Source organism: Maribellus sp. CM-23, assembly GCF_021354595.1.
Lineage (GTDB): Bacteria > Bacteroidota > Bacteroidia > Bacteroidales > Prolixibacteraceae > Draconibacterium.
Map to the genome: position 1 here is coordinate 163,616 of NZ_JADWYJ010000006.1, position 14,219 is coordinate 177,834.

General features: G+C 41.4%; 16 protein-coding genes. 8 read left to right on the forward strand and 8 right to left on the reverse strand.

Annotation, left to right across the window (positions count from 1 at the left end; genetic code table 11):
- Window positions 1-8 precede the first annotated feature (8 nt).
- The 4 genes from INQ51_RS19400 to INQ51_RS19415 form a co-directional block, all read right to left on the reverse strand.
- Window positions 9-536, reverse strand: coding sequence for a hypothetical protein (locus tag INQ51_RS19400; RefSeq protein WP_233379613.1), 528 nt, complete (start codon window positions 534-536; stop codon window positions 9-11).
- Between the two features lie 265 nt (window positions 537-801).
- Window positions 802-1,599 carry a hypothetical protein gene (locus INQ51_RS19405; protein ID WP_233379614.1) on the reverse strand — a complete coding sequence of 266 codons (798 nt, stop codon included), beginning with the start codon at window positions 1,597-1,599 and terminating at the stop codon, window positions 802-804.
- Window positions 1,600-1,738: 139 nt separating this feature from the next.
- Entirely contained in the window at window positions 1,739-2,263 is a 525-nt protein-coding gene (locus tag INQ51_RS19410; RefSeq protein ID WP_233379615.1) for a UpxY family transcription antiterminator, read from the reverse strand.
- A gap of 183 nt (window positions 2,264-2,446) precedes the next feature.
- Window positions 2,447-3,100, reverse strand: coding sequence for a peroxiredoxin (locus INQ51_RS19415; RefSeq protein ID WP_233379616.1), 654 nt, complete (start codon window positions 3,098-3,100; stop codon window positions 2,447-2,449).
- Between the two features lie 468 nt (window positions 3,101-3,568).
- Here INQ51_RS19415 and rpmB point away from each other — a divergent pair, with 468 nt between their 5' ends.
- The 4 genes from rpmB to ftsY all read left to right on the forward strand — a co-directional run bounded on the left by rpmB (window position 3,569) and on the right by ftsY (window position 5,311).
- Entirely contained in the window at window positions 3,569-3,811 is a 243-nt protein-coding gene (gene rpmB, locus INQ51_RS19420; protein WP_119438515.1) for a 50S ribosomal protein L28, read from the forward strand.
- An 11-nt stretch (window positions 3,812-3,822) separates the two neighbouring features.
- Window positions 3,823-4,011 carry a 50S ribosomal protein L33 gene (gene rpmG / locus INQ51_RS19425; RefSeq protein ID WP_233379617.1) on the forward strand — a complete coding sequence of 63 codons (189 nt, stop codon included), beginning with the start codon at window positions 3,823-3,825 and terminating at the stop codon, window positions 4,009-4,011.
- 8 nt (window positions 4,012-4,019) lie between these two features.
- Entirely contained in the window at window positions 4,020-4,172 is a 153-nt protein-coding gene (locus INQ51_RS19430; protein ID WP_119438517.1) for a DUF4295 domain-containing protein, read from the forward strand.
- Window positions 4,173-4,360: 188 nt separating this feature from the next.
- Window positions 4,361-5,311, forward strand: a complete 951-nt coding sequence (ftsY, locus tag INQ51_RS19435) for a signal recognition particle-docking protein FtsY (protein ID WP_233379618.1) — start codon at window positions 4,361-4,363, stop codon at window positions 5,309-5,311.
- Between the two features lie 18 nt (window positions 5,312-5,329).
- Here the strand turns inward: ftsY and INQ51_RS19440 are convergent, their stop codons facing one another.
- Window positions 5,330-7,399: an ATP-binding protein gene (locus INQ51_RS19440; protein ID WP_233379619.1), complete on the reverse strand. Its 2,070-nt coding sequence runs from the start codon at window positions 7,397-7,399 to the stop codon at window positions 5,330-5,332.
- A gap of 150 nt (window positions 7,400-7,549) precedes the next feature.
- Between INQ51_RS19440 and INQ51_RS19445 the strand changes: the two genes are divergently transcribed.
- From INQ51_RS19445 to INQ51_RS19455, 3 genes are all read left to right on the forward strand, one after another.
- Window positions 7,550-8,431: a fructosamine kinase family protein gene (locus INQ51_RS19445; RefSeq protein WP_233379620.1), complete on the forward strand. Its 882-nt coding sequence runs from the start codon at window positions 7,550-7,552 to the stop codon at window positions 8,429-8,431.
- Window positions 8,432-8,514: 83 nt separating this feature from the next.
- Entirely contained in the window at window positions 8,515-9,447 is a 933-nt protein-coding gene (locus INQ51_RS19450) for an SIS domain-containing protein (RefSeq protein WP_233379621.1), read from the forward strand.
- Between the two features lie 265 nt (window positions 9,448-9,712).
- On the forward strand, window positions 9,713-10,858 hold the full coding sequence (locus tag INQ51_RS19455) for a pyridoxal phosphate-dependent aminotransferase (RefSeq protein WP_233379622.1): 1,146 nt from the start codon (window positions 9,713-9,715) through the stop codon (window positions 10,856-10,858).
- Here INQ51_RS19455 and INQ51_RS19460 read toward each other — a convergent pair.
- Window positions 10,851-11,375: a nitroreductase family protein gene (locus tag INQ51_RS19460; protein WP_233379623.1), complete on the reverse strand. Its 525-nt coding sequence runs from the start codon at window positions 11,373-11,375 to the stop codon at window positions 10,851-10,853. The two genes, INQ51_RS19455 and INQ51_RS19460, sit on opposite strands and share 8 nt — an antisense overlap.
- 244 nt (window positions 11,376-11,619) lie before the next feature.
- Here INQ51_RS19460 and INQ51_RS19465 point away from each other — a divergent pair, with 244 nt between their 5' ends.
- A complete protein-coding gene (locus tag INQ51_RS19465) occupies window positions 11,620-12,114 on the forward strand; it encodes a hypothetical protein (protein ID WP_233379624.1) in 495 nt (164 codons plus the stop codon).
- A gap of 81 nt (window positions 12,115-12,195) precedes the next feature.
- Here the strand turns inward: INQ51_RS19465 and pyk are convergent, their stop codons facing one another.
- The gene (pyk, locus tag INQ51_RS19470; protein ID WP_233379625.1) at window positions 12,196-13,608 is read right to left on the reverse strand and encodes a pyruvate kinase; all 1,413 of its coding nucleotides are present in this window, start codon (window positions 13,606-13,608) and stop codon (window positions 12,196-12,198) included.
- A 99-nt stretch (window positions 13,609-13,707) separates the two neighbouring features.
- Window positions 13,708-14,124: a type II 3-dehydroquinate dehydratase gene (gene aroQ / locus INQ51_RS19475; protein WP_233379626.1), complete on the reverse strand. Its 417-nt coding sequence runs from the start codon at window positions 14,122-14,124 to the stop codon at window positions 13,708-13,710.
- Window positions 14,125-14,219 lie beyond the last annotated feature (95 nt).

Below are 14,219 nucleotides of genomic sequence, written 5' to 3' on the forward strand. Positions count from 1 at the left end.
TTACTTGTTTACTCTTTTGTCCAAATTAAAAAAGAAGAATTGGATTTTAAAAACGCTTCTTTTTCCTCGGGGAGTATAATTAAATACCGGATTTTTCGATCAACGTATTTTTCCGCTTTTTGAATTAATTCTGAAACGTACGTTTGGTTGATCTCTTTTCCTATCAATAAAAGGTCTACGACACCCGAATCGCGTCCTATCGCCAGGTCGCCAATGAGGTAGGTTTCTTTCAGGTCGCCTATTTTTGATGTAACATGCTCAATGATCTGGTCGATGCCAATCGTCTTTCTTAAAATGTTGTGAATATCAGCAAACAGTGGATGACGCGTATTGGCCCGGAAAAATTTTTTATTCCCCAAAAGTTCAGATGTTAGTAATCCCGCTGATTCCAGGCGGTTTAGTTCAATCCTTATGGCGTTGGTCGACTCACCAAACTCTGATTCCAGGTTGCGCAGGTAACTTTTGGTTTCCTTGTTCAGAAAAAATTTTAACAAAAGCTTTATGCGTGTTTTGCTGGTAATAATGGTTTGAAGCATGTTGTTGTAATGAGGTAAGAAATTGGTATTTCTGTGCTTGGTTGGAGTGACGTTGCTTCTTACAGCTTCGCCTCCTCAGTTACATTAAAATGCATGAGTGGACGTTAATTTTTTGAGTAGCAAAAATACTCATTCTTGTTTTCGACCGACAATAATACGTAATAAAACGGGCAATAGTATTCAGCCTAGAAGAAAAACCTTAAAATCGGAATTTGTGAATCAGATTTTAAGGTTTTTGCTGATGCGGACTTGGGAAAAGGATCCATCAACGTGAAAACGGAAGGGGATCCGCACTACTTCCTTTTCCGTGTCGGCGGCTTTTCCCGCTGCCGTTTGTTTGAAAGTAGAATCCGAGTTTGAATTCGGTATAGATTCCTCTGAGGTCGGCGCGCGTACCATCGTTATAATAGTTGTATACACCGTCCAGAAAATCGTAGTTGGTATAGTTGCAGCTGAGTGTGGTATTGATAAAGAAGTTTGGGGAGAAGTAGCTTTTTACCCCTGCTGAAAGAAACAATAGCATGGACGATGTTGAGAAGTTGGTAAAATCTCCTGTGCCTTTTCCAAAGATGGATCCCAATTCCGGGTCCTGGTATTTTAACTCAACACCGTACTGAAGGTACCCAATACCTGCTCGAAGAAAAGGCTCGGGCATCCGGGAGGTATTGATATTCTCAAATGACCGGAAATAATACCCTACAAAGAATCTTTGTCCCGTTAAACGATTGGTGTATTCCACCGGATCGTCGATCGGGTTTTTCATTTTATAGTGAAACCCTTCGGCCGTAAAATCGGGATTGTCGTTTTCTCCCCGAATATTGGTAAGAAATACATCTGTACCGATTTCCCAGTGGTTCAGAAATAGTTTTGAAATTTCCAGGTCAATGGCAAGTCCTGGTTTATGGTCAAATTCTGTAAGGTGCTCTTTGAAATCGGGGGTGATCTCCGTAATCATTTTGGAGGCCCCAACTTTGGTTCCGATTATGATGCCTGAAGTTGGATTTTGCGCAAAAGCAGTTGAATAAATCAGTAAAAGAAAAGTGACAATGTTTATTTTTTTCACCTGGGTTGGATTTTACATTTTTAACATTCAACAAAACAAAATATTTATTTGCGTTATTGTCTTGTTTTAGTGGATTGAAGATTCGGAGGTAAGATAAATTTATCGTTTGATGCTTTTATACTCGCCGAGATAGGTCTTCCTAGTCTTCGGGGATTGCACTCAGATATTCTGACGGAACTTCGACAGTGAAGCTTTGTTCGATTTGCTCGATTTGAAGTAAAAACTTGTTTTTTCCCCTGATATCGGCCAGTTCGCCTCGCAGGCCCACCAACGGTCCCTGGATGATTTCCACCTTTTTGCCGGGACTAAAAGTTTCGTGGTTAATTTCTACCTCAAATTCGTTTTGCTCCAGCATCTTTTTCAGAGCCACGATTTGTTCTTCCCTGATTTCTGCTGCTGAACCTTCGAGCGTAATGTAGCAAACAACATTGTTGGTTCGCAGTACGCGGTCGTAATCGTGCCGGGTGATGTTAACAAAACAATAGCCAGACATGAGCGGGAGTTCCACCCATTTTTTGCGGTCTTTCCATTGCCTGAGCTTGCGCTGCAGTGGCAGAAAACTTTCGATGCCCTGCCGGAGAAGATCGTCGTGCGCTTTTTTCTCGGCACGCGAACGGGTATAAATGGCGTACCATCTTTTTATTTCGGGATCCTTCTGTATCATATTTTTTGTGCCTCCGTAAGAGCGTGCAAGTAAGTTAAATCTGATTGTTTTTTCAAATCAGAATACGGAAAAGCTTCAATGGCAGGTGGTAAAAAGAAAAATGCTTGAAGGATCAAAAATAGCCAAGCGTAAGGGGAGTAACGAAAAATGCCCTGCAAAAGCAAGGCATTTTTGGTATCGTAATTAAACGTCGAGATCTTTTTTGGCAAGGTAAAAGTCAACCATTTCGTAGTCGCTCTTCTCGCGCTCTTCCATTTCTGCTACTGTTTTTGGAGGTGGAACGATCACTTTTTCGCCCGGTGTCCAGTTTAGCGGAAGTGCTACGCTGTATTTGTCTGAAACCTGAAGCGCTTTCAGTACCCGCAGAATTTCGTCCATGTTACGGCCCACATTTAGCGGGTAGTACATAATCAGGCGGATTTTTCCTTTAGGATCAATAAAGAATACGGCGCGTACGGCAGCTGTTTCACTTTCGTTGGGTTGCAGCATTCCGTACAACTGAGATACTTTCATGTCGATGTCGGCAATAATGGGGAAGTCGAAAAGAACACCGGTGTTCTTTTTAACATTGTTAACCCACGCAACGTGTGCATGAATACTGTCGATACTTAAACCAATGAGTTTACAGTCCAATGCTCTGAATTCGTCTCCACGAACCGCAAAGCCACTCATTTCGGTGGTGCAAACCGGGGTGAAATCCGCCGGGTGTGAAAAAAGGATGGTCCAGCTGTCTTTAATGTATTCCGAAAATTGAATGGGACCATAGGTGGTATTGGCTTTAAAATCGGGAGCCATGTCGCCAATTCTTGGCATTGAGCTTACGTTTTGTTCTTCCATGATTTTTAAAATTTTTATTTTAAGTGTACCTAACAAATTTACAATATTAAAAGAACATTCGCTTGATAAAGGTTGTGTCTATTTCATTGTAATTCTTGATGTTTCTTTGGAAAAATCTATTGTTTTGTGCAGAATTGAACAAAAGACCGAAGTGGTAAAAGAAAGGGTGTTTGGAATTTGTGCGAAGGAGGTATTTATAAAATCATTACTTTCGCCTGTTATTCAGTAAAATATGATTTCCGGATATGATCTTTAGTTGAAAATAATTGTTGAAAAGCCACCTTTGAAGAACCGTTTTTGTGTGAATTTTGAAATTTGTACCGACTCAGGGGGGAATAATCAACATTTTTTTGTTAATTGTTTTTGCAAAAATTGGTGTAACTATTTGATTGTTTTCCAAAAAAGTATTTTCTTTGCACTCCGTTTTGAGTAACGTGTTAGTTTTGATCATCAAGAAATTAAAATAAAATGTCACGAGTTTGTCAAATAACAGGGAAGAGAGCAATGGTGGGAAACAATGTTTCGCACTCTAAAAGAAGAACAAAAAGACGCTTCGACGTTAACCTGTTCAAAAAGAAGTATTATTTGCCTGACGAAGATCGTTGGGTGCAACTTACTGTTTCTGCTGCCGGCATGCGCACCATTAATAAAAAAGGTTTGAAGACCGCTTTGGCCGAAGCGCAGGGAAAAGGTTTTATCGATAACATTTAAAGATCTGAGCGATGGCTAAAAAAGGTAAAGGCAACAGAATCCAGGTAATCCTGGAATGTACAGAGCACAAAGAGAGTGGTATGCCCGGAACATCAAGGTATATTACCACTAAAAACAGAAAAAATACTCCGGATCGTATGGAAATGAAAAAATACAATCCGATTCTGAAAAAAGTAACGGTTCACAAAGAAATTAAATAAGTTGAAACATGGCAAAGAAAGCAGTTGCAACATTACAGAAAGGAGCCGGTAAAGGCTATTCAAAAGTGATTAAAATGGTGAAATCGGAAAAAACCGGTGCCTACACTTTTAAGGAAGAAATTGTTCCGAACGACGACGTTAAAACTTATTTTAAAAAATAAGAAAATATACTGTATAACAGGAAAGCTTTCATATTAATGAAAGCTTTTTTTGTGCATTGTTGGTGGTTGTAAAAACAGGATTTTGCGGCCCTGTTGTTTTCCCTGTTAAGAATTTGAGGCGAGCTTCGCCAGAACCGGGAACAATCAAAATAATTGTATTACTTTAGCCTGCAAATCAAATTAAAACAATGGGCTTATTTGGCATTTTTAGCAGAGAGAAGAAGGAGAGTCTGGATGAAGGACTTTCTAAAACCAAAGAAAGCGTATTCAAAAAATTAAGTCGTGCCGTTGTTGGTAAATCAAAGGTTGACGACGAAGTGCTGGATAATCTGGAAGAAGTATTGATTACTTCGGATGTGGGCGTTGATACCACGCTTAAAATTATCGGTCGTATTGAAGAACGTGTTTCGCGTGATAAATATATGGGCATTGGCGAGTTAAACGGCATTCTGAAAGAAGAGATTGCCGCCTTGCTCGAGGAAAACAATTCGGCTGATATTGACGATTTCGATCTTCCCAAATCTGATACACCTTATGTAATTATGGTGGTGGGTGTTAACGGTGTGGGTAAAACCACAACCATTGGCAAACTGGCCTATAATTTCAAACAAGCCGGTAAATCGGTTGTGTTGGGAGCGGCTGATACATTTAGGGCTGCTGCCATAGATCAACTTGAAATATGGGCCCAAAGAGTAGACGTACCCATTGTGAAGCAAAAAATGGGCTCCGATCCTGCTTCCGTGGCATATGATACATTATCGTCGGCTGTGGCAAGTAATGCCGATGTGGTGATTATCGATACCGCCGGACGTTTGCACAACAAAGTTGGCTTGATGAACGAGCTGTCGAAGATCAAAAAAGTGATGCAGAAAATTGTTCCGGATGCCCCGCAGGAAGTATTGCTAGTGCTGGACGGTTCAACCGGGCAAAATGCTTTTGAACAGGCCAAACAATTTACAAAGGCTACAGAAGTGAGTGCGCTGGCGCTTACAAAACTCGACGGAACAGCCAAAGGGGGAGTGGTGATTGGTATTTCCGATCAATTTAAAATTCCTGTAAAATACATTGGCATAGGCGAAAAGCTTGAGCATTTGCAGATCTTCCGTCGCCGGGAGTTTGTCGAATCGCTTTTTTCGTAAACCGATCCCAAGGCAAATCTATACCAACTCTTCAGCAGAGGCCAGGCAGGTCTGGATGGTTTGAAGAAGTTTATCCCGGTTTATCGGCTTTTCGATGCATGCATTGCATCCGGCTTTTAACAACGCGAACTGACTGCTTTCCGGTGATTCGGCTGTTTGCCCGATGATGCAAACTTTCGAATTGAAAGTGCGGATGGTCTGAGTGGCCGTTTTCCCGTTCATTTCAGGCATTTTCATATCCATTAGAATGAGATCGGTGTCTGGTTCCTGTTTGATCAGTTGTACGATCTCTTCCCCGTTTTTGGCTCTTTTTATGCTGGCCGCAATATCCTGAAGCACATGCACCAGGAGACGGTAGGAAATCTCGTCATCCTCGGCTATCAAGATCCGGAGATTGTTTAAAACCGTATCGTTTAGAAGATGGCTGGTTAAGCGTTTCTTCTCACAGTCATGCAGGTGGTTCAGGTTGGGAAGAATCACCCCAAAAGTACTGCCTGTTCCGGGAGTTGAATGCAAACTGATCGAACCGTCCAGGAGTTTTACATATCCTTTCGAAATGGAAAGCCCTAACCCGGAACCTTCATAGCCGCTGGAATGCGAGGGATCAGCCTGGATAAATTGTCCAAATACTTCGTTGTGCTTTTCTGCGGGGATTCCGATGCCTGTGTCGGCTACTGATAAATGAAGTTCATTCGATTTAAATTCGTATTCAACGGTCACTTGCCCGGCCTTCGTAAACTTGATGGCATTTTTGATCAGGTTCATGCCAATCGAATTCAGCTTTTGTTCATCGGTACAGAAGTAATTGTCACTTTCCGGATTTTTGTCCAGGAATAGCAGCACAATGCCTTTTCGCTGAGCTTCGATGATAAAAAAGCGTTCCCATTCTCTGATCATTTTTCGAAAATAGATGCTCTGAATCTTTACTTTTTCTACGCCTGCTTCAATTTTCGATATTTCAATGATGTTGTTGATCGTTGTTAACATGCGTTCGCCACTCTGCCTGATTATATCAATAAACTGGAGCTGTTCTTCATTGTTTTGGGCATGTTCTTTCAATAGCTCAGCAAAACCAAGAATACCGTTCATGGGAGTTCTGATTTCGTGGCTCATGTTGGCTAAAAAGGCCGATTTCATTTTTTCACTTTCAACGGCCTTCTGTTTTTGCTCTTTTAATTCTGACAATATGCGGGAGTTGAGTTCCAGCTGTTGTTGCAAATCCCGCGTCTTCTTTTTAACTCTTACCTGTAGTAACCGGTTTGCTGCCATTAAAAGAAGAATACTCAGCGAAGCCAGAACGCCTACAAAGATGATGTACCTCAAATAAGTTGTCCAGTCGTTTCTTTCCTGGTAATACGGAGCGATCCATTTGTCGTAAATACGATTGTATTCGCCGTTTGCCATAATAACCTCAAGGCCGTTGTCCAGAATGTCGGCCAATTCGGGGGCCGAACGGTTTACTTTGAAGCCGATACTTTGTTCCAGCAAAACATGAGAGGTGTTGTAGATGTAGTCTTTCCCCATTAGATCAGCAAAATACAAACCTCTGGCTCTTTTGGAAATGGCACAGGTCACATCCGGCCGGTCAAGACTGCTGATCAGGTTGCTGTAATTGTTAACGTATAAAAACTCGGCATTGGGATTTAAGGAAAGAATGTAATGCACTAAAACATCGTTTTTATACAGGCTTATCAACGGTTTATGGGCTGTGCGAATAAACTCAGGTGTAATTTTTTTTACAAAATTGCGGTTGTAAAGAAAACAGTGAGACGTATTGACGATGGAGCGCGTATAAAGATATTCGTTGTCGGGATATCCCGGATAGTTGGCACCTCCGATCGCCTGTATTTCGTTGTTCTTCAGTTTCGCGTTTATTTGGTCCCAGGTACCGGTTTCCAGTTCAATATCTATATCATAAAGAGTGCTGATGGCTTTAATTATATCAACATTAAAACCGGTGATTTCATTTTTTGAATCTTTAAAGCTGTAAGGGGGATAATTATCGCTGATCATTACTTTGTATTGGGAGAAAGCATTTAAATGCATAAAACAAAGTAGAACTAAAAGAGTCTTGGTTAAGGTTTGCATCTTTTTGGTCGCTTTTAACAAATCTAAAAAAAAGATTTAGTTTTTTTAGTAGCCAGAAATCATAATTCATCCCATTAAGCTGGAATCTTCCTTTGCAAGCTCCGTTTAAATAGTATTATTTTAAGTGTTGAATCACAATTTAAAGGATCAATGAATCTGTTTTGGAGAGATGTAGAAAGTACAATGTCGGGGGCATTGAATACAAAGGTGCAAATTCTTTCGTCGAAAAGTTTGGGCGGAGGATGCATAAACAATACTTCAAGGTTGCAAACCAATGTGGGAGAGTTTTTTTTGAAATCGAATGCCAACTGTGCGGCTGATATGTTTGAGCGGGAAGCTGAGGGAATGAAAGAGCTTGCAAAAGCCACCGATGCTCACCTTTTGGTTCCTGCGGTTGTTTGCTATAAAGAGGTGAATGAAACGCCTGGATTTCTGGTACTGGAGTATTTGCATAGCGGATATCCGGAGAAAAATACGGATGAAATGCTTGGGAGGGGACTGGCCCATGTGCACCGTTTTCAAAACAAGCAGTTTGGCTTTGATCATAATAATTACTGCGGAGCCACACCTCAGCATAATAAATGGAACAGCAGCTGGGTTGAATTTTTCCGGGATCAAAGAATCGGTTTTCTGCTGAAGCTGATAGAAAGAGAACGCGGGCTGACTCCGGGTGAAAAATCGACCTATGAAAAACTGATGGAACAAATTCCCGGGTTACTTCCGGCGGATGTGGAACCTTCGCTGATTCACGGTGATTTGTGGTCGGGAAACTACATGATTACTCCGGGTGGTCCGGCACTCATCGACCCGGCTGTGTATTATGCCGACAGGGAAATGGAATTTGCCATTATTACCATGTTTGGAGGCTTTTCGCAGCGGTTTTTTGATGCCTACAACGATGTGTATCCTCTACAAAAAGATTGGCGGGAAAGAAACCGGCTTTATCAACTGTACCACATTCTGAATCATTATTTTTTGTTTGGAGGTGGCTATGGTTCCCAGGCCTTGTCGGTAGCCAAAAGTTATTTGTAGTTTGTTAAAACAGCGTAAATGATTTAGTATTAGGGGCCTTTTTTGTATATTGAAGATAAACATGTACAGAAAACAACATGGTGTTGAACGAATTATATGAAATTCCTTACCGTTCGGGGCTTTGCTATCAGAAAAACAAGGGGATAATACTTCCGGAAGGTGTTCCTTATATAGGCATGGGCGCTTCGTACATCGCATCCAAAACTTTTCGGTATCTGGGAATCGATCTGTTTCCGGAAAGAGCTTCGGATTATTTTAATTACCTGGTTAAAAACCGGACATTGTCCAATGGCGTTTTAATTTCCCAGTCGGGAGAAAGTTCTGAGACACTTTGGTGTGCCGATTATTTTTCGTCGTTTACTGCGGTTGTAAACAGTGAAGAAAGTAAACTGGCGGCGCATCTCAATTGCAAAAATCAAATTCTGCTACATTCCGGCATCGAAAAGCGTATTCCTTCCAAAACCTACTTAAATACCCTCTTGGTTTTATACCTGGGTTTTGGTTTTGATCCGCGAGAGGTTATTCAGGTATATAAAAAGGAACTTTCGTATTTTGAAGAAACCGGTGCCGAACTGGGTGAATTAATACGCCGCAGAATAAAAGGCTGGAACAAAAAGAGCATTTACATTCTGGGAAACGGGCCCAATATTACGACCGCCGACCTGGCTGCCATGATTCTAAGTGAGGTTTTAAAGAAACCGGTACAATCAATGTCGGCTTCCAATTACGACCACGGATACAAAGAAACATCCAAGAATACTCTGGTGATTGCCATCAACCACAACGGGCCGGAAAAAACCAGGACCCGGCAGCTTTTGAAGACCATTGAAAAAGCCGGAGGAGAGGTGTTTGAGTTAAAGGATGCCAAAGTAGATGCGGTTTACAGTCCGCTTACGTATCCGCTGATCTTCTTCTTTGCGGCTGAGTACTTGCTGGATAAATTGAAGGTAAAGTCGATTTTTGAGGTTGGGAAAAAAGTGACGATCGTAGATCCGCCCTCAGAAGATAAACAGTAGTCTGCATTTGTATATTTTTACTGTCTCCCGGCCAATTATCAATTAAATTAATAGAACTTTTTGCATCAAAACCTGTGTATTTCTATGCATGGTGGTTTATTTTTTATCCGAAAGAACTAACTTACCAATCAGGAATAATAAAGATTTGTAATCCCGTAGATTCGGCTGAAAACAGGTGGATTTTCATGATAAAAGATGACCTGTCTCAACGAATTTGCTGGATAAGCTTTAAGTTCGCTTTGCTTGAAAACCAAAAATCGTTTGAATGATTGCTCAAAAAGCCGGAGAAATTACCCCTTTTATTGTGATGGAAGTGCTCGAAAAAGCAGCTTTGATGGAACAAAAAGGTATTCATGTGATTCATATGGAAGTGGGGGAGCCTGACTTCGCTGTTCCTTCGTGTGTGTCGGCAGCTGTTCAAAAGGCATATGCCGAGGGCCGCACGCACTACACCCACAGTTTGGGCGACCCGGAGCTTCGTTCTGCCATTGCTTTAAAATTCAAAAAGGAATACAATGTAGAGGTTTCACCGGATCAGATTCTGGTTACTTCGGGATCTTCTCCCGCAATATTGTTGACATTGGGGGTTTTGTGCAATGCCGGTGACGAAGTGATTATTTCGGATCCCGGGTATTCCTGCTACAGCAATTTTATTCGATTTATTGATGCGAAGCCGGTGGCAGTTCCAGTTTTTGAGGAAGATGGTTTTCAATACCGTCCTGCAGAAATTGCCAAAAGAATTACAAACAGAACCAGGGCAATTATAATAAACAGCCCAATGAATCCTACCGGTAATCTTTTGTCGGCCGAAGTAATGCAGGAGATCGCCGCGTTTAACATTCCTGTAGTATCCGATGAGATTTACCACGGGCTGGTTTACAACGAGAATGCCCATTCGATTCTGGAATTTACCAAAAACGCGTTTGTTTTGAGTGGCTTTTCCAAGCGTTATGCTATGACTGGATTGAGGTTGGGCTATGTAATTGCTCCGCCGGAATATGTGCGATGCATGCAAAAGTTGCAGCAGAACCTTTTTATTTGTGCCGGTTCTACGGTTCAGCGGGCGGGGATTGAAGCTTTGCGTTCAGCAGGAGAAGATATTGAGTACATGAGGCAAACCTACGATAAACGCCGCCAGTACCTGATTAAACGTTTGACCCAAATGGGCTTTACCATAGAAGTGGAGCCAACCGGAGCTTTTTATGTGTTTGTAAATGTGCGGCATCTTTCCACTGATAGCTACAAACTGGCTTTTGATATTCTGGAAAAAGCACACCTGGGCGTGACTCCCGGAATTGATTTTGGGGCGAATGGCGAAGGTTTTATTCGCTTCTCGTATGCCAATTCAATTGAAAACATTGAGGAAGGAATGAACAGGCTCGAAAGGTATTTGCAGGAAAATTTCAGGTAAACTGTTGCCCGAATTCGTTGTAATGAACGATTTCATCCAGGCTTTTTCTTCGCTTATTGGGCGCACTAATGTCGGGATACCCGACTGGCAGTAAGGCTACCGGTTCAATATTTCTCGGAAGTTTAAGTATTTCGGAACAACGGCTTACATTGAAATTGCATATCCAGCAGGTTCCAAGCCCCAGAAACGTGGCCATTAAAGTCATATGATCGATGGCAATGGCAGCATCTATGTCGGCAGAGTCTTTTCCGTCCGACCCCCGTTTCCACGATTGCGAATGATCTGAGCATATCACAATGGCCAACGGGGCCTGTTGTAACCATTGGGCAGAATATGTGGAGCAAAGCTCTGCGAGCTTTTCCTGTTCAACCACAATAAAATGCCATGGCTGGTAATTTACGGCCGATGGCGCCATACGACCGGCTTCGAGAATCTGTATCAGCTTTTGCCTTTCTACAGGTTGAGCTTTGAATTTTCGTACTGAAAACCGTTTTTTGATAATATCGGGTAGTGTCATCGTGTAAATTTAATGTTTTTCATCTTTCAAAAACTGTAAGTAAAAAAAACACTTTGTTTCAATTCTTATCCCAAAAATCGAAATTTCCTGATAATTATTATCCGTCTCTCATTTGCCAAAATAAGTTTCTAATTTTTTGATTATTAGTCAAGAACAGAACATGTTATAAAGCAGGAGTAAATGTTGTAACGGACGCGTAATTTATACGTCATTTGCATACGAATTACAATGAAAACAGAAACTATTGTTCAATTTAAAACTTAAAGTCATGAAAAGAATTAGCTATCTAGCAGTATTTATCCTTGTGTTTTTATTGAGTGCAAATTTGGCCAATGCAACGGGTAATCGTTCTGCATTTAATGAGTACGAAATCAACCTTGTTCAGGACCTTCACATGGGAAAACAGGTGAAAGCAGTTTGGAAATTGAGTTACAGTAAAAACGAAACTCCGGTAACTGTGGTGAAAAGAAAAACAATAGACGGAACGGAATACCTTGTTCAGTCTGAATATTTTGCAGTATGCTACAGCTCAACATCAACAGGCTTTGGTGCCAAGGCAGCGAAAGGAGCTTGGTGTGCTGTTCCAAAGAAAATTAACAGAGCTGTTATCAATCAGCAGGAATTGGCTCGCCAGGAGATTTTAACTCCGGCAAAAGTAGACGATGAAACTGCGTTGGGATTGATCGCAAGTTATTTGCCCGATCTTATTAATAAAGGCTACACTCACCTTTTGAATTAATAAACAGCATTCATAAGTAAAGTTTAAGTAAACAAAAAACCGCGGCATGCCGCGGTTTTTTTATGTAGTTACGTTTGCTTTTTAACGTTGTTCACTTGGTTTCAGACAAAGTCTGTCGGCAGTTGATATCTCGATAAAGGAAGCCCCCGCGTCTTCACCAAAACGACCTCCTACATAAATAATCAGATCGTCCATTTGAACGGTGCCTTCACTTACCAATTGCTGAATAGCGGCTTTTTGTATCTTCATCTTGTTCTTCTTGGCCTCAAGGAAAGAAGCGTGGATTCCGAACGACAAAGCCAGCTCCCGAACCACCCGATGTGAATGACATTTCACAAAAACCGGGAAGAATGAACGGTGTGCTGCCAGGTAACGCCCGGTTTTACCGGTGGTGGTAGTGGTGACAATTGCATCAGGTTTTAATTCGCGGGCTGCGCGAATAGCTGATTGTGCCAGGTAAGCAGGGATGTCCGGTTTTAAAGGAACCAGTAACTCACGCTTGTCACGATCCGGTTCTACCTTTTCAGCAATATTGTTCATCACTTTTACCGCCTCAATCGGATATTTTCCGTAAGCGGTTTCTCCACTCAGCATAATAGCATCCGTTCCCATGTAAATAGCGCTGGCAACATCACTTACCTCGGCTCGGGTCGGACGTGGATGATCAATCATCGAGTGAAGCATCTGAGTGGCGATAATTACAGGCTTTTTATACAGAATTGCTTTGCGAACGAGGTTTCTTTGGATGGCGGGAAGACGTTCTTCGGGTAGTTCAATTCCCAGGTCGCCACGTGCAACCATGATACCATAAGCATATTCCAGAATTTCATCGATGTTGTCCACGCCTTCCATGTTCTCGATCTTGGCAATGATCTTGATCAGGCTGTTGTGCTCATCCAGAATTTTCTGAACTTCCTTCACATCTTCTTTGTGGCGTACAAAAGAGTGGGCAATAAAATCAACGTCTTCTTCGATGGCGAAATGGATAAATTCCACATCGCGGGTCGACAACGAAGGCAATTTAATTTCAACCCCTGGAACATTAACGCTTTTCTTCTTTTTAATTATGCCCTTGTTCTCTACCTTACAAAGCAAATAATCACTTTGTTTCTCTTTTACAGTAACGGCAATGTCTCCGTCGTCGATCAAAATTTTGTCCCCCACATTCAGGTTGTCAACAAAACCTTCGTAGTTGACGCAAACATTTTTGATGGTATTAATAGGTGAGAACGAAAAGGCAATTTCTTCTCCTTCATCAACCTCAAGATCGTTTTGAATACTGCAGGTTCTTATTTCCGGCCCTTTGGTGTCAATGATAATTGCAATTTTATCCGAAACACTCCGAATGTTGTTCACCACTTTTCTGGCAGTTTCAGTAGTAATGTGGGCAGTATTCAGCCTTGCCACATTCATCCCGGCTGCATGTAATGACTTGATAAAATCAACTTCACATCTCTGGTCCGATATTGTTGCTACAATTTTTGTCTCTCTCATATCTTCGAAATTTTAAGGCTGCAAAAGTACAATAAAAGCACTGGCAACGATTAATATTCCGTTAAACGGAAGTTAAATTTAATGCTCAGTATGCATTCTCTAAATTACAAAACTTTTTACTGCAAGTGTGTACGATTTTAATCCAAATCCCATGATGCAGCCCTTGCAAACCGGTCCGATCAGGGATTTATGCCTGAAATCTTCGCGGGTGAGCGTGTTGGAGATGTGTACTTCCACTACGGTAGTGTTAATTCCGGCAATGGCGTCGCGTATGGCAACCGAAGTATGGGTGTATGCACCCGCGTTGATAATGATGCCATCAGCGGAAAAACCAAATTCATGTAATTTGTTTACAATTTCACCTTCAACATTTGATTGATAATATGTAAACTCCACTTCCGGAAATTCAGTTTTTAACTGTTGAAAAAATGATTCAAAACTTTCAGAACCGTATATCGATTTCTCTCTAACACCTAATAGATTGAGATTCGGACCATTGATAATCAATATTTTCATTTATTTCGATTTTAATTTTTTTTATAGTAACTTTATTCTAGGCTGATCGTAATTAATGATTGCAAACGAACTTGTAGGTTCTGAATATTATGACA

Coding starts and splice junctions, on each gene's coding strand:
- pyk (WP_233379625.1), bottom strand. CDS start 13,608: ATGAGAGAGACAAAAATTGTAGCAACAATATCGGACCAGAGATGTGAA.
- INQ51_RS19410 (WP_233379615.1), bottom strand. CDS start 2,263: ATGATACAGAAGGATCCCGAAATAAAAAGATGGTACGCCATTTATACC.
- INQ51_RS19460 (WP_233379623.1), bottom strand. CDS start 11,375: ATGACACTACCCGATATTATCAAAAAACGGTTTTCAGTACGAAAATTC.
- rpmB (WP_119438515.1), top strand. CDS start 3,569: ATGTCACGAGTTTGTCAAATAACAGGGAAGAGAGCAATGGTGGGAAAC.
- rpmG (WP_233379617.1), top strand. CDS start 3,823: ATGGCTAAAAAAGGTAAAGGCAACAGAATCCAGGTAATCCTGGAATGT.
- INQ51_RS19430 (WP_119438517.1), top strand. CDS start 4,020: ATGGCAAAGAAAGCAGTTGCAACATTACAGAAAGGAGCCGGTAAAGGC.
- INQ51_RS19400 (WP_233379613.1), bottom strand. CDS start 536: ATGCTTCAAACCATTATTACCAGCAAAACACGCATAAAGCTTTTGTTA.
- INQ51_RS19415 (WP_233379616.1), bottom strand. CDS start 3,100: ATGGAAGAACAAAACGTAAGCTCAATGCCAAGAATTGGCGACATGGCT.
- INQ51_RS19445 (WP_233379620.1), top strand. CDS start 7,550: ATGAATCTGTTTTGGAGAGATGTAGAAAGTACAATGTCGGGGGCATTG.
- INQ51_RS19440 (WP_233379619.1), bottom strand. CDS start 7,399: ATGCAAACCTTAACCAAGACTCTTTTAGTTCTACTTTGTTTTATGCAT.
- aroQ (WP_233379626.1), bottom strand. CDS start 14,124: ATGAAAATATTGATTATCAATGGTCCGAATCTCAATCTATTAGGTGTT.
- ftsY (WP_233379618.1), top strand. CDS start 4,361: ATGGGCTTATTTGGCATTTTTAGCAGAGAGAAGAAGGAGAGTCTGGAT.
- INQ51_RS19455 (WP_233379622.1), top strand. CDS start 9,713: ATGATTGCTCAAAAAGCCGGAGAAATTACCCCTTTTATTGTGATGGAA.